16 protein-coding genes and 1 pseudogene are annotated in these 20757 nt (G+C 40.4%); 6 read left to right on the forward strand and 11 right to left on the reverse strand.

Annotation, left to right across the window (positions count from 1 at the left end; genetic code table 11):
• The first annotated feature begins 140 nt into the window (after positions 1-140).
• The 6 genes and pseudogenes from RTS10_RS09560 to RTS10_RS09580 all read left to right on the forward strand — a co-directional run bounded on the left by RTS10_RS09560 (position 141) and on the right by RTS10_RS09580 (position 4448).
• Positions 141-353, forward strand: coding sequence for a GntT/GntP/DsdX family permease (locus RTS10_RS09560; RefSeq protein WP_159676802.1), 213 nt, complete (start codon positions 141-143; stop codon positions 351-353).
• Positions 354-391: 38 nt separating this feature from the next.
• On the forward strand, positions 392-1534 hold the full coding sequence (locus tag RTS10_RS09565) for a glycerate kinase (RefSeq protein ID WP_312540109.1): 1143 nt from the start codon (positions 392-394) through the stop codon (positions 1532-1534).
• Between the two features lie 126 nt (positions 1535-1660).
• A pseudogene (locus RTS10_RS11020) lies at positions 1661-1744 on the forward strand (IS5/IS1182 family transposase); the annotation flags it as partial.
• Positions 1745-1912: 168 nt separating this feature from the next.
• The gene (locus RTS10_RS09570; protein WP_065252628.1) at positions 1913-2491 is read left to right on the forward strand and encodes a TerD family protein; all 579 of its coding nucleotides are present in this window, start codon (positions 1913-1915) and stop codon (positions 2489-2491) included.
• A 67-nt stretch (positions 2492-2558) separates the two neighbouring features.
• Positions 2559-3161 carry a TerD family protein gene (locus RTS10_RS09575; protein WP_282849443.1) on the forward strand — a complete coding sequence of 201 codons (603 nt, stop codon included), beginning with the start codon at positions 2559-2561 and terminating at the stop codon, positions 3159-3161.
• 96 nt (positions 3162-3257) lie between these two features.
• Positions 3258-4448 carry a S1 family peptidase gene (locus RTS10_RS09580; RefSeq protein WP_312540111.1) on the forward strand — a complete coding sequence of 397 codons (1191 nt, stop codon included), beginning with the start codon at positions 3258-3260 and terminating at the stop codon, positions 4446-4448.
• 431 nt (positions 4449-4879) lie between these two features.
• Here the strand turns inward: RTS10_RS09580 and RTS10_RS09585 are convergent, their stop codons facing one another.
• The 11 genes from RTS10_RS09585 to RTS10_RS09635 form a co-directional block, all read right to left on the reverse strand.
• Positions 4880-5959: a helix-turn-helix transcriptional regulator gene (locus tag RTS10_RS09585; protein ID WP_312540112.1), complete on the reverse strand. Its 1080-nt coding sequence runs from the start codon at positions 5957-5959 to the stop codon at positions 4880-4882.
• A gap of 145 nt (positions 5960-6104) precedes the next feature.
• Positions 6105-6590 (reverse strand): DUF1643 domain-containing protein, encoded by a 486-nt coding sequence (locus tag RTS10_RS09590; protein WP_203172500.1) that lies wholly within the window; start codon positions 6588-6590, stop codon positions 6105-6107.
• 89 nt (positions 6591-6679) lie between these two features.
• Complete coding sequence (locus tag RTS10_RS09595) at positions 6680-7537, reverse strand: SIR2 family NAD-dependent protein deacylase (protein ID WP_219332360.1); 858 nt, start codon at positions 7535-7537, stop codon at positions 6680-6682.
• A gap of 31 nt (positions 7538-7568) precedes the next feature.
• Complete coding sequence (locus RTS10_RS09600; RefSeq protein WP_312116990.1) at positions 7569-8309, reverse strand: hypothetical protein; 741 nt, start codon at positions 8307-8309, stop codon at positions 7569-7571.
• A 20-nt stretch (positions 8310-8329) separates the two neighbouring features.
• Entirely contained in the window at positions 8330-9175 is an 846-nt protein-coding gene (locus RTS10_RS09605; protein ID WP_312384846.1) for a PP2C family protein-serine/threonine phosphatase, read from the reverse strand.
• 129 nt (positions 9176-9304) lie between these two features.
• Complete coding sequence (locus RTS10_RS09610) at positions 9305-9970, reverse strand: IS1 family transposase (RefSeq protein ID WP_312117055.1); 666 nt, start codon at positions 9968-9970, stop codon at positions 9305-9307.
• A 191-nt stretch (positions 9971-10161) separates the two neighbouring features.
• Complete coding sequence (locus RTS10_RS09615; protein ID WP_312540115.1) at positions 10162-11427, reverse strand: Wadjet anti-phage system protein JetD domain-containing protein; 1266 nt, start codon at positions 11425-11427, stop codon at positions 10162-10164.
• A 9-nt stretch (positions 11428-11436) separates the two neighbouring features.
• Positions 11437-14802: an ATP-binding protein gene (locus RTS10_RS09620; RefSeq protein ID WP_312540117.1), complete on the reverse strand. Its 3366-nt coding sequence runs from the start codon at positions 14800-14802 to the stop codon at positions 11437-11439.
• 49 nt (positions 14803-14851) lie between these two features.
• Positions 14852-15844: a DUF4194 domain-containing protein gene (locus tag RTS10_RS09625; protein WP_050325919.1), complete on the reverse strand. Its 993-nt coding sequence runs from the start codon at positions 15842-15844 to the stop codon at positions 14852-14854.
• A gap of 33 nt (positions 15845-15877) precedes the next feature.
• Positions 15878-17350: a DUF3375 domain-containing protein gene (locus RTS10_RS09630; RefSeq protein WP_050325918.1), complete on the reverse strand. Its 1473-nt coding sequence runs from the start codon at positions 17348-17350 to the stop codon at positions 15878-15880.
• 53 nt (positions 17351-17403) lie between these two features.
• Positions 17404-20745, reverse strand: a complete 3342-nt coding sequence (locus tag RTS10_RS09635) for a type III restriction-modification system endonuclease (RefSeq protein WP_312540118.1) — start codon at positions 20743-20745, stop codon at positions 17404-17406.
• Positions 20746-20757: the final 12 nt, after the last annotated feature.

A 20757-nucleotide genomic window follows, 5' to 3' on the forward strand; every position in this document is an offset into this window, starting at 1 on the left:
CCTTTTTACGGTTAAATTAAGTATCGCAATACTTTGAAATCATCTCTAGAAATAATACGGTATGTCAGTCAAAAGTTCTGATATTATTTCGTACATATTTGCTACAGTTAGCTGATGTGATGGATAAACTCAGTTAACTCATGAAACTACGGGAAAAAGGATGTTCCGATGATTGTACTATTGGGGCAGGCGCGATGACCGTATCACATGCCAACGATAGCTATTTTTGGGTTGTCAGTCAGTTTAGTCGTATGAGTGTACCACAAGCCTATAAAGCACATACTGTCGCTACAGGTATCCAAGGGGTCGTCAGTATGGTGTTTATCTGGTTATTATCGATTATTCTACTTTAAGTCATACCCTGTCATAAAATAACTTTAGGAAAAGCACCGTGAAAATTGTCATTGCCCCAGATTCATTTAAAGAAAGTCTCACTGCCAGTGAAGTATGTGATGCCATTGAGACAGGATTTACCACTGTTTTTAAAGAGGCTGACCTCATTAAAATCCCAATGGCAGATGGTGGTGAAGGCACGGCTGCCGCGCTTAAAGAAACGCTGTCTGGCGAATGGCAACGTATCATTGCACATGACCCTTTGATGCGCGCGATTGAGGCAAGCTATGTGCTACTGCCCAATCAAACTGCCATTATTGAGATGGCAAGCTGTGCTGGCTTGCACCTGCTGACACAGTCAGAGCGAGACCCAGGTATCACGACCACTTATGGTGTGGGTGAAATGCTACTTGATGCGATTGATAAAGGCGCAAAACATATTATCCTGGGTATCGGTGGCAGTGCTACCAATGATGCAGGTACAGGTATGCTAAAGGCCTTGGGCTATCGTTTTTTGGATGCACAGCATCATGAGCTTGCGCAAGGCGGTAAAGCTTTAGCGGCATTGGCGTTTATTGACAGCAGTGGGGTTAGCGATAAAATCGCTGATATTAGTATTACTGTCGCCTGTGACGTGACCAATCCATTATGTGGCAAACTCGGTGCTAGCCATGTGTATGCCCCGCAAAAAGGGGCGACGCTAGACGATATCGTTATTTTAGATAATGCCCTTAGCCATTTTGCCAATATTGCCAGCCGTCAAAATTTCCCCGATAATCGTAATGAAGCAGGCGCAGGTGCCGCAGGCGGTTTGGGTTTTGCGTTAATGACGTTTTTATCGGCAACACTGACTGGCGGATTTCAGCTGGTAAGTGAATTTAGTAATCTTAAGCAAATGATTCAGCAAGCAGATTTGGTCATCACCGGTGAAGGGAAGATGGATTTTCAAACCTCCATGGGCAAAGTGGCATCAGGCGTGCTATCACTCGCCAAAGCAGTCAATGTGCCCGTTATCGCCATTTGTGGCGTGGTCGATGACCCACACCGCCATTGGAAAGACGATGGTTTTACAATAGCGATTCCCAGTATTCAAACTTTAGGCTCGCTTGATGAGGCACTTGCTTTAGCAAAACAGAATGTTGAAAAGACTGCCTATAATATCGCGATGGCGATTCAATTGGGTCAACAGTTAAACCGTTAGTATTTAGCCCTATAAAGATGCTCGCATGTTAATTGGTTGCGCTAATAAAATAACAATGACCAACAACAATGCTGTGGGATAGTTGACTTGAAGAACATGCCTTTATTTTCCATAGCTTTCGCCACACGGCGACTAGTCAAGTCGCTTTTAAATACGAGCCTTCAATTTACCAGTCTGGCTTTCCTTACTTTATTATTGAAAAGATTGTGAGGAAGTTCTTACTTAATTCATTTTTAAGTTTCTAAAAAAATATAATGATTAAAGCGTTAAAATAACGAATAGAGCTTTGACTTTATACAGATAATTGTTTAATTTAAGGGAGGAAAACACCCTCAGAAAAATTTTAGCTAATTCAATATTATAATATAGGAGATACAAATGGCTATTTCACTTAATAAAGGCGGTAACTTATCCCTGTCAAAAACAGATCCAAGCTTAACACGGTTATTAATTGGTCTAGGTTGGGATGAGCGTGCCACATCAGGGGCAGAATTTGACTTAGATGCCAGCGTATTTTTGCTTAATAATACAGGCAAAGTACGCGGCGACCATGACTTTATTTTTTATAACCAACTAAAATCTGACAACGGTGCAGTTGAACACACCGGGGACAACCGCTCAGGGGCAGGTGACGGTGATGACGAAGTAATCAAAGTCAATCTTTCCCAAGTACCCGCCGATATTGAAAAAATTGCTGTCACTGTGACAATCCACGATGCCCAAGCTCGTAATCAAAACTTTGGTCAAGTATCCAATGCCTTTATCCGTGTGGTCAATGAAGAAACAGGGGCAGAGGTAGTACGGTTTGACTTAGCAGAAGACTATTCCATCGAAACTGCGATGGTGTTTGGCGAAGTCTACAAACACAATGGCGAATGGAAATTTCGTGCGGTGGGTCAAGGCTATGCAGGTGGCTTAGCTGCTATGTGCCAACAATATGGCGTAAATATCGGCTAAATCGGATTTCAAGCAGCAATTTACCATTAAAATAATGATAAAAACTGATTAAATAAAGGATATGAAGATGGCGGTTAGTCTACAAAAAGGACAAAAAATTTCACTCGATAAAGAAGCAGGCACGGCACTGACTCATATCAAAATGGGTCTAGGGTGGGATGTTGCATCCACCCCAAAATCCGGTGGCTTTTTGGGCAGTCTATTCGGTGGCGGCGGTAGTAATGATAGTATCGATTTGGATGCATCTTGCATTATGTTTGACGCGAGCAAACAGCCCATCGATGCAATTTGGTTTGGTCAACTGCAGTCAAAGGATGGTAGTATCGTTCATACAGGCGATAACCGCACAGGCGCAGGGGATGGCGATGATGAAGTCATCAATGTCGATTTATCTCGTGTCCCTGCTCATGTACAGTCACTGGTATTTACTGTGAATAGCTTTACGGGTCAAACATTTGAGAAAGTTGCCAATGCGTTTTGTCGTATCGTTAATGCCGGCAATAATAGCGAAGTGGCTCGCTATAACTTATCAGCCCAAGGCAGTCATACCGCGCTGATTTTAGCAAAGATTTATCGCCACAATGGTGAATGGAAAATGCATGCCATTGGTGAAATTGCCAGTGGTCGTACCTTTCATGATTTGATGCCTGCCATTACACCACATGCCTAACGTCTAATTGTAGATAACAATACCCTATTTGACTCTATTTGCAGTCAATAGGGTATTTTTTTATTCGGATAATAAAAAAAATAATAAGGAAACACGATGCCAACTTTGGTACCTGGGGCAAATACGCCTATCCCCCAAACGCCTTGCCAAGTGACAGTAACTAGCCAAAATGCCAGTCGTTTTGGGGTTGAGATGGGCTGCGTTTGGATAGCGATGGATGCAAGTCGCCGAGCAACTACCAGCCCTGCTTATCTGCATGAAAGCAAAGATTGGGCAACGGTAACAGTCGAGAGTGATAAAATCCATGTTTGGATATTAGACTTAGCCCATGTGTTTTCCCAAAATCAAACCCAGTATCTGCAACTGATCGTGTATGCTTACCAAGACGCGAGTGTGATTGCCCCAGCCGTGGAAGTCAATGATCTGGGTATCAAAGTCGGTAGTGATATTGACTATGCGTTTCATACCCCAGAGCGCCATATCAAAGCCAGTATTGTACTGGAGATCTACCAGCGTAATGGGCAATATAAATGCCGAGCACTCGCGGAAACATCTAGTCAAAGTCTAGCCAATTTTGCCGAACGTTTACAAATCAGCCTTGACGCCCGTTACCCTAATAACATGACGACAGGCAACGTTTTGCACGCCCTACCAGACAACAGACGTCCTCGCCCTCAGCCAGGTGACACTTGGACTGGGACAGCTTTTGCGATTGACCCCTATCATTTACTCACTTGTGAGCATGTGGTGGACGGGACAACGCAAATCGCACTGCGTCAACAAGGATATCCCGATATGGAATGCCAAGTGGTTCTGACAGATGAAGGTAGTGATACAGCGTTACTTAAAGTCAATCAGCCTTTACCAAGTTATCTGCCCGTGCGAGAACGTGGCTATGACTTGCTGGGTGAGCAGATTACCACGCTTGGTTTTCCGCTAACAGGTCTTGGTAGCCAATTACAAGTCACCCAAGGCAATATCGCAGGGCTACAAGGCATTGGCAATGATATTCGTTTTATGCAGTTTACTGCGCCAATTCAGCCTGGCTCAAGTGGCAGTCCGCTCCTGCTTCCCACAGGCGAAGTGGTCGGTATGGTTACCCACACCATTGCCAATACCCAAAACATGAATTATGCCGTCAAATATCAATTATTATCCGCGCTTTTGACCAGCTGCGGTCTTAATGTAGGCGAGCTTACCCACAATATTAGCCAAACACCCCTATCCACGCCTCAGATTACCAAACAGAGTAAATCTGCTTTGTGGTTAGTTGGCTGTGGGGTATGAAAGATTTGGCTGTGGGTTAAAAAAACCCGACCTTGGCAAATTTTCGGCGCTAAAATTACACCTAATGACCTTAAATGATTTTAAGGTAAAATCCCTGAAACTAAAATAGTTCCAGGGATTTTTTTACGATGTATTTAAAGTCATTTAATATCGGTTTATTTCTTCAAACTCTGATATTTGTCACGTAAAATGAGATATTTATGCTACATATAGTTCATCGATCACGTAGATTGCTTTAGGAATAGCAGCTTTTTCGCCAATATTTTGTTGGCTTTACGATTAAATTGAGTAGTTATGGATGATACTTATAAATGACATAAAAAAGCATATTAATCTTAAATCATTAATGTAAAATTAGTTCTATTTTGGTTTTTAATTATCACTAATTTGAAATTATTTCAATTTTAATCTAAAACTACTATTTGATGATCTTATTTGGCGTATTGATTCAGTCCATCCGTCAATCTATCAATAATAATTTCTCTGAGCTTAACAGGCTCAATAACTTCTGACGTATGCGACATACTGATTAGCCAATCTTCAAGCCTTACGGTATTCATCACGGTCGCTGTAAGTAACAAGTTTTCTTCATCCATTTTTTCTAAAGTTTGATCGTTTGATAGCGGTCGCTCGGTCAGATGTTGGGCAGCCATATGATTAATTTTAAGCTTTAATGTAATTGTCTTTCCTCGCTGCGTTAGATGGGTTTCAAGCACGCCCTTTCGACTTAATTCTTCCAAACTTAAATCATTCACCCAATTGGGTATTGGTTCTTCTAAAATCTGTACGGATTGGATGCGTATGATGGCGTAATTTCGATTGGCATCTAAGTAGACTTTTTCAGGCGTCGATATACTTTCCTCTACTTTGTAAAAAGCAGTTAGGTAAATCATATTATCAATAAATATCAATCCCCTTGGATAAACCCACCGTGTAACAGGCTCATTTGCCCACTTCGCTAGATAACTTATTTCTAACCTTTTGCCATCGATAATGGCTTGATGAATGGTTTTTAGAATATGCTCATCGTATTTAGGCGCTTGCAATAAACTTGGTATCGTAAATAGGTGGTTTTTCCATTGCCCAAGCTGACTAATTTGATATTGCAGATTTTGATGATTTTTTACATTCGCAATCTTGGCAGTTAATTTATTGTGAATATTTTTAGGTAAGTAGTTGGCAGTGAATTTATCAAGCATTTCCCAAAAAAATAGGTTTTCATTGTCAAAGCTATCTAGGGTAAAGTTGGGGTGAAGGTAGTATTTTGGGGTTTTACCTGCGATTGACCCTTCTTCCCATGCTGGCATACGACAAATAGAGTTGTCACCAAATAAAGAGTATAAAGAAAGCAAATCTTGCTCTAGTAGTTTGGCTCGGCTTTTGGCTTTGTCGCCTGTGGGGTTAAACCTGGTTAATAGCTCGCTTAGCGTTTTGGCGTTTTTTTCGCCTTTGGGTAAATATTGATACAGTAAAATCAAGCGTTCGCCACGGTTTTTTTCCATAATATTCATTTTATTTGCCTTCCAATATAAAAGGCGATTACCGTTGGTTGCAGCCAATGGCTTAGGTTTTGGGAATTTCTTAGATTAAAAAAAATAATGAATTAATAATAAATTATTAATATCTTAAATTTACATTTGTCATAATCTATTCAATTTATAATTCACCAGAAATAATATAAGGAATAAGTTGAGCAGAACCATTTACATATAAGGGGTGTTTAGGTTCACCAGATTGATTAATTGCTAAACAATACAAATCATTGCCTTTTAACATTTCTAGAACTTCATTTGATCTATTTCGAAAAGCACCATTATTGCCCCAACAAACTACTATTCTTTGAACTTTGTTGCCAAGCTCTGCCAAAAATTTATTATTATCATCGCCAACGGGATTTTCTTCATTCATCATCATTCCTGAATCAGTCGATCTATAAGCGAATAAATTCATCATATAAAATCCACCAAAACCCCACTCCTCACAAAATTTAATACATCGTGAGATTGTTTTGTCGTCAAATTCTCCATCGGCAGTTGAAGGATTTAATCCAACAAACCCAATCAAAGGCTTATTTTCATCCCAAATTCTCCAAAGTGAGTATCTATAACGTTCACATGAAGATATATCTGCACCTTTTTTCATAATTTAAGATCCTCTTAAAACATATTGTATTTATTTAAACTACTCTTCAATAAATGATATCATCAAACTAATATCTATAAAATATTTTTCTAGCTTGAAATTAAAATTTCATTTAGCAACATCAGACCCTCCAACGCCCCCACACTCACCCCAAAACAATTACTCTTATTAGGCACTTGCGGTTCTCGTATATTGACACGCAGTAGACTCACCGACTCGTTAATTGAATGATTTACTAACCGCTCACCAAAATTTCGCACGCTCGGCACAGCTGTCCCTGCCCCCAATTCAATAATGGCTAGATTGTTAACTTGCTTTAGCCAAGCCATTAACTTCTGCTCTTTTTCGTCTTGCATCTGCGATTGCCAATGCCAATCGCTAAACATCAAGATATTGGGGCGCGCCATTCCGCCGCAGTGCGGACAAAAGGGAAAATCATTGATTAATTGACAATGATATTCATCAACAACAGGCACAAAGCTATCGGCTGACCAAATATCACGGGTACAATTATCCAAACATTGCAACCAATGAATTGAGCCATGACATTCAAAAACCTTATTATCGTCAAATCCGACCTTTTGGAACTCACCATCGACATTACTGGTAAACACAAATGAGCCGTTTTTAAGATTGGGTAATGTTTCTGACCATTTTTTAAGTAGATGAAAACCTTGATGCGGTTCGACTGCTCGATACGCATTGAGCCTCAAACCATAAAAACCCCAAGCCAATTTTGGATTGGCGTGGAACAGTTCTGGCGTCGCCATATCGACAAAGCTTTTGCCAAGGTGCTTTAGCGGTGGATAGGCTTTCCAAAATCCTTGGTCACCTCGAAAGTCAGGCAAACCTGAATCGACCCCCATCCCTGCGCCTGCAGTGATGAGTAAACCATCAGCTTGTTTAAGGTGTTCGGCAAAATGGGTTAACTTGGTTGTATTATCCATTTTTATTCCTTTGCTGTTGTCGTCTGAGATACTATTTAATTGAGTTGCCTGCTCTTTGAGTTGGATTAGTGGTTTTCATCGGTATATCGTCTTCTATAATAACTGGCTCAATATCATCTTCTTTATCGGCATAAACCAAAAACATACAGATACAACAACCCTGCTCACCTTTTTTCCAGTAATCAAACTCATGAAAGAAACTTAACTGATAAAATGTAGTCGCATCATTAACCATTAAATTTTTATCTATTTGTTGGATAATAAAATCTTGCTGCTCACAACCAAAACTAATATCCGCAAACATATTAATCATCACGTTTTTAATCGGATAGTTGGATGATAGTCTCTGTAGTTTTGAGATAAACTGTTCACATGCTAAAGCCACGCAATTTTCACCACCTGCTACACCATGTAAAAATTCAATATTTTTGTTACCAGAAATTGCCCATTTTACTTCGTCCCAACTCATACCAATGATGCCACTACCGCTATGTAGTCGTTGAAATGCTTGCATAACTAAAGGCACTTCATTTAGTGAACACAAGATGACATTATCCGCAAGTTTTAGGCAATCATAATCTTTACCAGTGCCATTAATCGCAATCAAATAATCCGTTTGCGCCTGTATCCGATAGCGTTGCAAATCTGCCAAATCAACCTCATCACTCGCCACAAAAAAAGTGACTTCATTTTTGCCATTGGCAATTTTATGTGGTTCATATTTATCGACTTTTACAATGTCACTATCAAGTACTGATGAATTATTTTCCATTTCACACACGCCTTTTTTCTTTAATGCTCATCAAACCTTACTAAAATTGCTGTTGCGTTATCATACGCACGACCTTCAGAGGCATAAATCTGCTTACGTAACTGTTTAAGCCATGCTTGCAAATCGGTATGCTTATCGATACTTTGCCATTTATCGCAAGGCACTAAGTCATGTACGCCATCGGTACATACCACTAAGCAATCATCTGATGAGACCTTTAACGTTTGACTGTCAAAAGTAGGCATTGGATTGTTGTCTAAGTCACTATCGGCAATCAAACAATCGGTTAATGCATACATAGGACTTGCCATACCGTCTTGGTTATATTCGCCAAAGTCGGCTTGGCGATTTTCATTTTCCGCTTTTTCATCAATCAATTGATTGATTAGATTATGGTCACTGGTGATACAGTGCCAAGTTTTTGTGGCAGCTGAAAAATAATAAACTCTACTGTCACCGATGTGTTTGATAACGATGGGCGGATTGGTTTCACTGGCTTTAGCAAGTGGTCGATAGACTAGGGCAAGCGTCGCGGACGCGCCATAAAAGCGTTTTGGTAGGGTTGCGACTTTTTCATAAATCTTTGAGATATCCATGACAGCCGATTGATTTGAATTGTCTAAATAGTTTTGCCACAGTTGTTTGACTGTTTTAACTGTCTTAAGGCTAGCATATTGCGATAGATTAGATTCTGCTACACCATCGGATACCGCAACACAAAAGGCGTCATCACATCGATGCACAGGTGTGATACCAATCGCTTCTTGGTAATAATCATCGACAAAGAAAAATGCATCTTGCTGCAAGCGGTTGCTGGCATTGCCTTGAAAGGTCATCGCACAAATCGTAGTGGAGAGTCTGGTCATATCACGAGTCGAGTAAGAAGGTTAATCTGATTATAACCGTAAAGTTGGAAAAATATATTCTAGGTTTCTTTATTCGATATAGTCCGTGATTCAATACGTTTTTTGGCTGTGGTATAAAAAGTATGCTTCCTAGACCCAGCCATAATTGACATAGTGGAACAGTAAATCAAACGCTTTAAAATGATTTGCTAGCTTTTTCGAAAAACAGCTTGTCTTTCGAAAGACTCGCCTAAGCCTTTGCCTAAAACGATTGTTGTTCCCTTCAATATCAACCGTATGGTATTTACCCACCTTTTTAAAATCAAAATCAAAGGCGGTTAAAAAGCTATCCCAGTTATCACAGCAGACATAGCCAAAATCAACACCTAATTCATCAAGCTTGGCTCGTAGCTGTTTGGCTGTCTTTAAGTTGCGTTTGCCCCATATGAAAGCGACAATCTCACTTGTTTCTGGGTCATAGGCATAAACAAGCCATACCTTGTTTTTCTTGTGCCCTACATACGTCCAAAAATCATCCACTTGCAGTTTTCGGTAATAGCGTCGTTTAGGTTTTATCTCATAATTGGAATTGACCAAAACGCTTAATACTTTGTACTTGCTAAATTTCTCGATGACAACGATATCAGCAATGCTACAGCCTCGAACTAGCATTAAACGTATCTTGTCATCAATATCGCTTTTACAGCCTTGGTAGCTTAAATCCATCCCATGGATGAATTGCCGATGGCAGTCTTTGCATTGATAGTTCTGTTTACCATAGATTTTCCAGCCATCTTTCTTTATACTTAAACCCAGACAGCTTTAGCATCTGATTGTAATTTGTGTCTTCATAACCTCAAATTATCATCTTTTTCTCAAGCTGTCTTTTTTATTTCACCTCAGCATACTTTTCAAACCAGTACCAAATTGGGGAGTATATGCCGTATTTGGTGAGGGCGGGGTTTGAAAAAACGTATTAGCTTTATGCCACTGCTATAATGAATAAATTAGATTTTTAACCCAAGAACCCAGTTTTTTAATACCTGTAAAATAACATCTTGATGGATAAACTCCTGCTCAAGTCGTCGCTTGTCAATATCTTGCTGCTGAATAAACGCAAACAACTCGGCTTCGTCAATGGTTAAAAATTTGGGTGCTACTTGATTAAAAACAGGCTCGGCAACGCGTTTATGATCATGGCTTCCTAGCGTATGTTTATCCATCATTAATGACTCAACATGAGCACAGCATTTACGGGCATAAGAGAGCATTGCTAGCCCTTCTGAGTCAATATCACCCCAATAGCCCACTTTTTTATGCTTCAGCCATTGTGCTTTTAACCATGTTAGGTTCTTTCCACCGCCAGCGACAGCAATCGTATTGGCTAAATTTGGTAGCATAAAACAAGGTGTTTCGTTTTCGATGATTAAGATATTATCTGCAGGTAATTCGAAGTTTAATAACGTTTGAGAAGATAGTTTTAAAATAGGTAAATTCGCCAAAGCCAATTTTGATGCATCGCATAGTGGTCGGATAAATAGCCAATCTTTTGGTTTACTTTCACAGCCGAGCCAATCTAATAATTCAAGCTGGTTGTTTTCATCAATGGTATCTAAAGCAATAGCTTTGTCGGTTTGGTGCAGGCTTTGCACTAAAATCTCAATTGTTCTAAAATTATTTTCTATAAACTTAGTGTCAATACCTGCGACGTTTACCGCTCTAAGGTAATTACCTTTACCCATACCTTCATATAGTTGTGGCATCAAGATGACTAGATTGGCAATTTGTTCATTAGATAAACGTTCAATCATATCTAAGTGATTAATTAAACTATCAAAAATCCTTTTTTGTGTGTCTGGATTTGGGCTAAGTTGAACTAGACTTTTAAATTTAAATTGCAAACTATCAAGGCGTTCAATCGCCACTTTGCCCAAAATTTCAGCAAGCGTATTAAGGTCATGGATAATTAACTTTACTGGAATAGATTGCTCACCAAGAAAACCTAAATTTTTAGTTTCTAATTGGATATGGCTATTTGGATGCTGAGTTTCGAAAATCTGCCACGCTTTAACAAAAGCTTGAAAATGTAGCGTGTTTTGAGCGGCTACTTTACCAGAACTTGGGGGTTTAAGTGTTATTTCAATAGCATTTTCTTGGGAGATCCCATGGTTCAGCAGTTGTTTAAATCTGCCTAAATTTTGCCAGTAACGCTGATTAAGTTCTTTGAGAACATCATTAGGCAGCTTGCCCCACGTAGTTTGAATTTGATTCATACCATGTTCCTATGTTTCAACATGGGTAATTTGAATGTTCATTTCAGCTAGCTGTTCATTCAGATGACTTGTTTGCTGTTGCGCTTTTTGTTTATCGTAGTCTTGCCAAGTCACTTCGGTAAGCCTGCTTTCATGGTCATTGATGTTGCGCTCACAGATAATCAGGCTATTGGCAGCTTCACGGGCTAGGTTAAGGTTTTTGTAAGGGGTTATTAAGTTGATATGGATATTGAGTTCTTTAAATACTTTCAGCACACGGCGACTGACCGATTCCTGGGTGTTGGAGAAAGCTTCATCTAAAAATACAGTACTGTAAATCGGCTTATCGCCTCCTGTTGGCGTAAGTACATAGGCAAGACTTGCAGCAACAATAATACCTGCGAACGATTCTTTTTCTCCCCCTGATTTACCGCTTGATGAGCTTAATATATCTATCACGATATCATCACCTGTTTCAGAATCTATTTTAAACTCTTCAGCATTAAAACTCATTTGGTAACGTGGGTCGAGCAGTCTTAAGCTTTCAAGGTTGCTTGCTGTAGTGCCATTAGCGGCTTTATCAAGTACCGCGTTGATATCACTAAGCAGCTTAAAGCGTTTTTCATGTTCTTCTGTGGTCATGAGTTCCATGAGCATGGCAAGCTGTTTATTAAATTCGACTACATTGACAATGCGTTCTGGCTTGATTTTTAGGCGTAAAAATGTACCTTGGCGAAATTCGGTTTTTTGAAGTACCAGATTGACTTGCTCAATACCTTGTTTGATTTGTTCTAACTCACTATTCATTTTGGTCTTAAAGTTCGCCAACGATTGGGTGAGATTATTATTCATACGGCTTTTAAATTTTGTCGTAAGTTTTGCAAGCCCTTCTTGTATTAGATGGTCATAATGGGCAAGAAAATCTGGCATACCTTGCTCAGTTGCTGACCAATCTGACGTGATAGGTTGCCATTTTTCATTGCCTTTAAAATTACCCATAATACCAATCGCTGACTTACTGTCTCGACTGATACGATTACTAGCACTTTCAATGTCTTCATTAAGGCGAGTTTTTAATACATCGGCATTGTGAGCGAGTTGTTTAAATTTTTTATCCAGTTGCTCTATGATGGCTTCGCTCATCGGGTGGTTGGCTAAGATATCGTTTTGGGTGATTTTAAGCTGATGGCTTTTTAATTCTTGAGATTTCGCCCCTTCTTTGCGATTAAGTTTAATTAGCTGGCTTTGTAACTCGTTAAGATTTTGTTCAGCTTGTTGATATAGTTGTTTTGCTTTGGCAATATCGCCTTGGGCATTTTCAAGCGTGGCAAGTTCTTGCTGTTGGTAATCGAGTTGGGTTTGCCAAAACGGTGCATTGATATCATCCCAGTTGGTTTCAAGTAATTTGTGCCAACGATTTTTTAATATTTCTATGTTGGTCATGGCTTGGCGAGCTTGTGCGAGTATTTTTCCTTGTTCGACAAGTTGAGTTTTGAACGTTTGTTGTTGAGAAAGCAGTGAGTTTAATAAGGATTGGTTATTAAAGCCCAATTGCCATTCACGTCTGTCATCGATTTTATGCGTATCTTTTTTCTCAAAACGCCCCCATTCTCGATGAATCAATCCTGTAATCGTCATAGAAAAAGGTGTATTATCCAGTTGCTCGCTATCATCGACACAGGTTAAATCATATTTTTTTAAAAACCCCTTAAGCCAATCACGGTAAGGATGTTCTCGCCATTTAAGTTTTCGCAAAAACCCATTCGCTGAAAATTCAGTCGCTGTGGCGCTGGTATTCTCAACCACTTGCACTCGTAAATGTAACCCCGTGTGCCGTTGCGTGTTGATGTAGCTAGTGACAGCTGGATAATCCTGTTTACTCACAAGTAAAGTTGTTTTGAGACCCCCTGAAGCGCGCTCGATTGCCCCTTGCCAAGCGGTTTGGTTATCCTCAATATCCAACATTTCACCGATAAATTTGGTATTTTGTGATAGATTTAATTCTTGGCAAAGGGCATCTCGCCAATGTTGTAAACGTAATGGAATATTGGAGTCTGGGCGTTGTCGAATTTGCTCTATTTCACTTTCTACACTGCATAGATCTTGTTGCGTTTGACTAAATTTACCTGTTGCTAAACCAAAGTTATTTTGTGCAGTGGTGTATTGCTCGCCTAAAATCGCTTGATTATTAGTTGCTTGCTGTTGATGTTGTATAAAGGTGGTTCGCGTTAAGTTTGTTGTGATATCCAAAACTTCACAAAGCTGTTGATAGGCAGACGCATTTTTGCTAGTACGGCGTAATCCATCTTGGGTATAGTTAATATCTTTTTGTAACGATTCAATGCGATTACCGCCAAGTTTCATGTATTCATCACGGTAAGTTTCGGCAGTTTGTCTGGTTTGCTCAAGTTGTGTTTGTTTATCAAGAATGGCAGTTTCAATAGTTCGATAATCCGCTTCTAGCACTGCAAGCTCTTTTGCAAGGGCGTGTTGTTCGATTTTGGCAAGATAAATGGGAATAGCGTCTTTTAAAACTTCAAGTTCGCTAAGTTGCTGTTTGGCTTCTTCCATTCTTTTGGCGAGTATCGGTAGTTGCTCAAGCCGTTGAACTTGTTCTTGGGCATCGACTAATATATCGTGTTCTTTCTTTAAATCTTGAAACTCTTTGACAATAGCTTGAGCATCTTCTCGTAAGTTACTCGGCTCAAGTACAAGGGTACGGATAAGGTCGGTTAAGTTATCGATTTTTTTAAGCCCTAATGCTCGAGAAAGCAAAGCTGGGGCATTTTTGTTGTTTAAGTGCAAAACTTCTTGATACAGTTTTTGATACTCATCAAAGGTTGTCATATGCTTGATATGCTGACTCTCCAGCCATGTTTTAAACGTGCGGTCATATTTCTCATCAAACTCTGCCAGTACCGTTTTTAGCTTTACATCGCGATTGGCAACCAAATACAGGCGTTTGACATCACTGGCACTAGTCGCTGTGTTATCTGCCCAAAATAGCGCTATTAGAGTAATATCATTACCATTATCTTGGCGATAATAAGCTCGTAAGCCTGTGACGACTTTTTGACTGCGTTTGGATTTAGTGGCGGTGGTTGTCCCATCATGTTCTTGACCATAACTACCACGCATATAAGATAGAATGGTACGATCTGCCTTGTCGTTTTGAGCGGCGGCGATGTTGAAATTGGCTCTACTAGGTGGCATTAGTAGAGCCATTAGTCCATCAACCAGCGTGGATTTTCCTGCACCGTTATCTCCTGTAATCAATGTGCCATTTGGGTCGATATGAGCAGTATGCAGGTCTGCAAAGGAGCCCCAATTAAATAGCGAAATTTCTCGTAGTTTTATTTGTCCGTTATCGGATTGATTAAGTAGCGTGGCTTCCATGACATATCTCTTTTTACTTATAAGATTTATTTCTAGTGCTGTGTTAATATTAAAATAGGCTGTCCTGCTGTCCGAATAGTTGCGTGTCCCCTGTTGTATTTTTTGTTGGCAAGTTAAGTTCTACTACTGTGTCATTTTTCACTTGATTAGTGACAGCATTGCTCGACTGTTCTAGATTGTGTTCTTCATCGTCATACTTGTCTGGCATCTCACCAAGCAATGCGATGTATTCATTGAGCATGGCTTGTAATAGGCTTGCATTGACGACATAACGTATCATAGGTGTGATCTCATAGCGTTCAACGTTGCCCCGTTTGAGAGTAACCAATTTATGATTTTTAGCAAAATGCTCCAGTCTCGCTGAGAGTTTTTTCTTATCTTTTGAACCGTGGTCGGTGAGTGGCAAAAATGGCGACATTAAACTTTCTAGTTTTTCGATATCGATGATGATTTCAGTCTCGCCCAAGTTTTGGCGTTCTTGATAGTACTTACGCAAATTGAGCAATAAAAGCGTGTCATATACGTTGAGCGTACGTTTTTGAATCATGGACGTAATATCTTCGCCATCCAGTTCAGCTTGCTCGGTGTCATTTTCGAAATTATCTAGCCCTTTAAGCTGTTCATGGTTTTCTGCGACAAAATCTGCTCTCGCTACGAAAGCAACTCCGCTATGTTCATCAATAATTAAGCTACAATAGATCTCGGATAAATGACGGCGAATACTGGTTTGATGACGCACAATATTGTCAAATAATTGCGGTTTGGCACTGTGCAGTATCACGCCTTGCTGAGATAAATAAATCAACGCTCGGCGTGCGTCAGCTGGCATGTCACTCTCAGTAATAGCGGTCGATTGAGCATCTGATCGCGCATCGAATGATCCATTTTCATCCATCTTTTGTGTGTTCAGTTTTTGCCTATCGCTACCATGATCAATATTTTGGCTTGATACTCTCGAAGCCTTTGAATCATTTTGCTGTTGGGTGTCAAAACAGGTCGAATTATCGGTGCTAGTTACCATGTCAAAAAAGCTGTTTGTCATTATTTTTCCAGATTTATTCGCTGTAAGAGATTTTTATAACGCTAAAGCCATCGGATTATCGATAAAATCTTGAGGGAAATGCTCAGTTGTCAAAATTAGCTTAGGTATAGTTGCTTTTAGCTGATTACCAAATTTATCATTGACCAAAATCAACTCTGTTTGTCCGATGTCGGTGGCTTTGACAGCTTTTGCAATACGGATGAACGCGACCAATTCCTCAAGTCCTGCTTGAATTGGCATATAGTTATTGATACTCGCTATGCTCATCGCACCGTATTGATCTAAGGTGTAATAGATTTTTTTGGCGACTTCAACGACCTGGACTGTTTCTAAATTTTCTAACGTTTTTTGGCTTAGGGTGTGATTGTTTTCATGCTCTTGAATGTCGCTTAAATCAAGTTTTTCTTCAGCAATTCTGAGCCGTATACTATCAGGCGATGAATACGGCATTTTGCCGACTTTAATTGTTAGATTCAGGTATTTATCAATAATTTTTGGCGTGTCTTTAAAGGCAATTGCCCGTTTTTCAAGTTGACTAATTAGCCTATCAACTGCATGATTCTCGCTCATTGCGCCACTTTCAATGTAAGACTTTAACTGTTCTTCAGTACGTCGTCTGATACGAAATACTCTATCACTTTCTCGTGTTAGCTCTGAAATAATGGTGCTCAAAAACTGGTGGTGATGTGGGGCAAGTTGGTTTTTATCAGTGGTTTTGAGCACACTTCGCATCTGCTCGGTAAACTCGGTTAAGCGATTGTCATCGGATAACAAATGAAAAAATCCATCAAATGCACTACCCGCATCAGTTTTGGCAAGTAAGTCTTCTTGTTCAAATACTTTTTGCAGTAACTCGCCTTTACTCAAGTTATCATCAATCATTTGTACGCGTAAGGTCTTATCCATTTTGCGGATTTCTTCTTCAAGTAGCCGAAAATCCCCTGTTAAACTGTACGCAAGGTTATAAATTTCTCGAATTCGTTCCTTTTTCTCATAGTCATTGAGATAGACCATTTTACCTACATTTAAGTCATTGATTTGGCTTTCTAACTGGGCTTTTTGTTTCTCTAAAATAGCGATACGCTCGGCCGTATTTTCACTCATCATCACCGCCAAATCTCGAACCGACTCTTGGACAATCCGCAGATGCGATGCAGATGTACTGATAATCCGCTCATCAAAACTTTGGCAAAACCGTAATACCCTATCAGTAGCGTCAGTGACTGTCAGGCGGTTATCCATTTCTCTAAGCCAACCTTTTTTTATCCAATCATTCAGATAGGTCATTGCGTTAGATTCGGTTTGCCAACTGCCATCAAGCCGTGCTTCATCCAAAGCATTATCGAGCAATATTCTAGCTTGCCCATAACTAATTTCATTGTCGGTCTCAAAAGCAGTAGCAATAAAAGCTAAAATAAATGGGGCATTATCGGCTCGCAGTAGTCGCCATGCAGCCGACTCTCGAAAGTGACGTTGGTAATTTGCCGATTTTGCCATAAAGCTCATGATGATGCCTTTTTTAGTCAATGTTGTTTGGGCTTATGCGATACGCCCTCTGTCTATTTTATCCCTACGATTTGCATTAAGCTGTCAAAGCTATTAACTACTTCATAGCTAACTGGCATTTTTTCAACTGCCGCCAAGGTATCCACTTGTTCAAGCTCGCTATTGTTCCCTTGTGTCTGTTGCAGTTTGGCAAAAAACGCTTTGGCACTGGCGATTTTTTGTTTTTCGGTCTCTCTCAAGTCTATTTCGCTGGTAGAGCCTTTGGTCTCTGCGACAAAATAGACATGACGCACCTTGTCTTGATTAAAGGCAATCGCCCAGTCAGGGTTATAACCGCCAAATGGCGTGGGGATGACAAAGTTTTTGGGCAGTTTGGCATACACTACGACTTCATTGATGTGCTGCTCTAGCTCTGCCAAGAATTTGCGTTCAACATCCGAGTCTGTTTCCACATACTCCCAGACATGACGGTTGGCTTTAATTGCGGTATCTGACAAAGGAATATTACTTACAAAGATATCGTTACTATCGTATCGCTCTTGGGTAAGCTCATAGGCGATGTTTTGTACAATTAGTTTGGCTTGTTGCTCGTTGATGATACGGCTGACTTCGCTGATAAAGGCTTCTGGGTTATGTTTAAACTGTGAAAACACCGCTGAGTTTATTTTACTCAATACAGCAACGACAGTACGACGGGTCAGATTGGTACGGCTTGCCACTTGCCCGATAAGGTCATAGCGAATCGGCGTTTGTACATTTACACTGTATTGCTCACGGTTTGACTGCACTTGCCCAAAGCTGTCACCTTGTCTGAGTGTGTCGTAATCTAGACTATCTTTTTGCTCAGATGTTTTGACGGTATAGGTGAGTGACTGGACAAAGTTGTTGTTACGCTCACGGCTAACTTTATCAATTTCGCTGATACTCTCAGCAATTAATTTTTCGCTATCAAGCTGGATTTGATAAATCGATTTTTGGTTGATGCGTCGCCATAGGGCTTGGAATTCTTTACGGTTTAGATTGTCTGGGTTGATGGTATTTTTGGGTTTATTACCGTTGTTAAACATGCTATCAAAGGCGTTGGGATTAACAACGCTGCCAATTAACTTATGAACGGAATTTTCAAATGGTTTTAATTCTTCTGGTAATTCTGGCAATTTGCCGTTTTCTTTATCTTGATGATAGCTTTCTGACAGATTACCTGCTTTATCCGTGTAACCATGAGAACGTAAATAGAAGAAAATTTCATTAGCTGTATCTGCATCAACGACCATTTGCCCACCCAGTTCACTCACCAAGGTTTTACCCGTAAAGTACTGTGGATTTGCTTTGCTCGGGCGAGTTGCAAGATTTTCGAGCATTTCTTTTTGTAGATTACCGACAAATTCAGCATAGCTTTCATTGGTAATCACGGTTAGGTTATTCAGCCGATGTATTTCACCGAGTGGCAGATAGCCACTGTCCATGCGTGTGCCATGTCTATCGACTGCAAGTCGCAAGCCACGTCCCACTTCTTGACGGCGAGAGATGACGTTATCCGAGTGCTTGAGCGTACAGATGACAAAGACATTGGGGTTGTCCCAGCCTTCACGCAAGGCAGAATGCGAAAAGATAAAACGCACATTTTTACGAGCGATTTGTTCGTCACTATCGAGCCGTTCGGGGAAGGCAAGCAAGGATTCTTTATCCTTCAAAATCAAATCATAGGCATCGATATCATCAGCGACCAGCACTTTTTCGCCCAGTTCTTCGTCTTTAACGCTTTTGACATTGGGATCGACCATGTGGCGTTTTTTATCAAGGCTAAAATAGCCGTTATGCGTACCTTGAGCAGTGATGGTTTTAAGATAGTCCTGGTATGGGTCATTTGTTAGGTTTAAATCAATGCGTTTGCCTACTTCTTCGCTGTAAGTCTGTTCGAAGATATCAGCATATTCGCCATTCACCGCATTGCCGTCCATGTCGTACTGGCGGTATTTGGCGACTTCGTCAATAAAGAATAAACTTAAAACTTTAATGCCTTTGTGAAACAAGCGTTGTTCGATATCCAAGTGCGAACGGATGGTTTCACGGATTTGGATACGGCGTAAATCTTTATCGTCGCCATCGCCTTTATTACTGCTACCTTGCCCGATGTGTAGCACAATGCCATTGGCAAATTCGATACTGTCAGCGGTGATTTGGGTGACGGTATAGCGGTCTTTGTATTGTTCGGCTTCTTTGGATACCACAAATAAGTCATCGCCTTTTGCAATATTCCGGATTTCACGTCGAAACTCGCCTTTGGTTGATTTGATTTCTAGCTCTAGCCGTGCAACGGGCGCTTTGCTTGAGACAACCACGTCTTGTAAGTACAGATAGCCATTTGTGCCCGTCAAGCCTTTGACTTCAATGCCTTTAACGGTGATTTTTTTGACCAGTTTTTGGTTATAGGCATCCAGTGCGTCAAGGCGATACACTAGGTTATAGTCACGCTTGTGGGTGGCGGAATAGCGTAGGATAAATAACGGGTTAAAGTTGGCAAGGCTTTGTAAGGTTTTACCCTCTCCCATTTTTTGCGGTTCGTCTAGGATAATAATAGGGCGGTTTCTTTTAATGATATCAATCGGAATTCTCGATTGAAACTCATCTAAACCCTCCATTATTGGATTGCCAGCTTTATCCAAAACTGGTTCACCATTTTTGTATTGTACTTGCCCATAAATTCTTCGTGCATCTTTGCCTGTGGCATTAAAGGCTTGCACATTGATAATCATGATGTTGATACCACCATCCGAGCTAAAACTCTCTAGGTGGTGCAAGACTTTGGAATCATAGATAAAGGCACGAGCCTTTTTGCCATATTCTGCCAGTAGGTCGTCCGCCATCATGGCAATGCTTTTGTTCACGCCCTCACGGATGGCGATACTAGGCACGACGATGATAAACTTACTCCAGCCGTATTGTTTGTTCATCTCAAAGATGGTGCGTAGGTAGGTGTAGGTTTTGCCCGTACCTGTTTCCATTTCGATATTGAGATTAAGCGGGCTTGTGGTGAGATTGTCGCCTTTTTTGTTGTCACTGGTAACAAGCTCGTTGGATTTTGGTAATTGTCTATTGGCTTGCACCGTTTGGATGTTTTTAAGAATTTCATTCAAGTCAAATAACGGCGTATTGGCAAAGCCGATATTTTCATCGTCTAACATATCATAGGTTTGTAAGGCAGAATTTTGCAATATATCAGTTTCGCCAAAATCTAGCCCTGCCTGTTGTGTCACGCGTTTGGGGGTTGGCTGTATGCCCCTATCGAGTGTATAGCGGGTTTGCCCGATAAGCTGCTGTTGTCCACGGAACACATCGACGACGGCTTGCACGGCATCGAGTTGGTAGGCTAAGGGTTTAAAGGTAATTTTCATGTTTTTCTCCTT

Origin of the sequence: Moraxella sp. CTOTU47616 (genome assembly GCF_032017465.1) — a bacterium.
Lineage (GTDB): Bacteria > Pseudomonadota > Gammaproteobacteria > Pseudomonadales > Moraxellaceae > Faucicola > Faucicola tetraodonis.

What these genes read in the sequence shown, in the direction of transcription:
- RTS10_RS09605 (WP_312384846.1), bottom strand. Translation starts at nt 9,175, where the DNA reads ATGACCAGACTCTCCACTACGATTTGTGCGATGACCTTTCAAGGCAAT.
- RTS10_RS09585 (WP_312540112.1), bottom strand. Translation starts at nt 5,959, where the DNA reads ATGAATATTATGGAAAAAAACCGTGGCGAACGCTTGATTTTACTGTAT.
- RTS10_RS09635 (WP_312540118.1), bottom strand. Translation starts at nt 20,745, where the DNA reads ATGAAAATTACCTTTAAACCCTTAGCCTACCAACTCGATGCCGTGCAA.
- RTS10_RS09630 (WP_050325918.1), bottom strand. Translation starts at nt 17,350, where the DNA reads ATGAGCTTTATGGCAAAATCGGCAAATTACCAACGTCACTTTCGAGAG.
- RTS10_RS09625 (WP_050325919.1), bottom strand. Translation starts at nt 15,844, where the DNA reads ATGACAAACAGCTTTTTTGACATGGTAACTAGCACCGATAATTCGACC.
- RTS10_RS09600 (WP_312116990.1), bottom strand. Translation starts at nt 8,309, where the DNA reads ATGGAAAATAATTCATCAGTACTTGATAGTGACATTGTAAAAGTCGAT.
- RTS10_RS09590 (WP_203172500.1), bottom strand. Translation starts at nt 6,590, where the DNA reads ATGAAAAAAGGTGCAGATATATCTTCATGTGAACGTTATAGATACTCA.
- RTS10_RS09595 (WP_219332360.1), bottom strand. Translation starts at nt 7,537, where the DNA reads ATGGATAATACAACCAAGTTAACCCATTTTGCCGAACACCTTAAACAA.
- RTS10_RS09580 (WP_312540111.1), top strand. Translation starts at nt 3,258, where the DNA reads ATGCCAACTTTGGTACCTGGGGCAAATACGCCTATCCCCCAAACGCCT.
- RTS10_RS09560 (WP_159676802.1), top strand. Translation starts at nt 141, where the DNA reads ATGAAACTACGGGAAAAAGGATGTTCCGATGATTGTACTATTGGGGCA.
- RTS10_RS09620 (WP_312540117.1), bottom strand. Translation starts at nt 14,802, where the DNA reads ATGGAAGCCACGCTACTTAATCAATCCGATAACGGACAAATAAAACTA.
- RTS10_RS09570 (WP_065252628.1), top strand. Translation starts at nt 1,913, where the DNA reads ATGGCTATTTCACTTAATAAAGGCGGTAACTTATCCCTGTCAAAAACA.
- RTS10_RS09575 (WP_282849443.1), top strand. Translation starts at nt 2,559, where the DNA reads ATGGCGGTTAGTCTACAAAAAGGACAAAAAATTTCACTCGATAAAGAA.
- RTS10_RS09615 (WP_312540115.1), bottom strand. Translation starts at nt 11,427, where the DNA reads ATGAATCAAATTCAAACTACGTGGGGCAAGCTGCCTAATGATGTTCTC.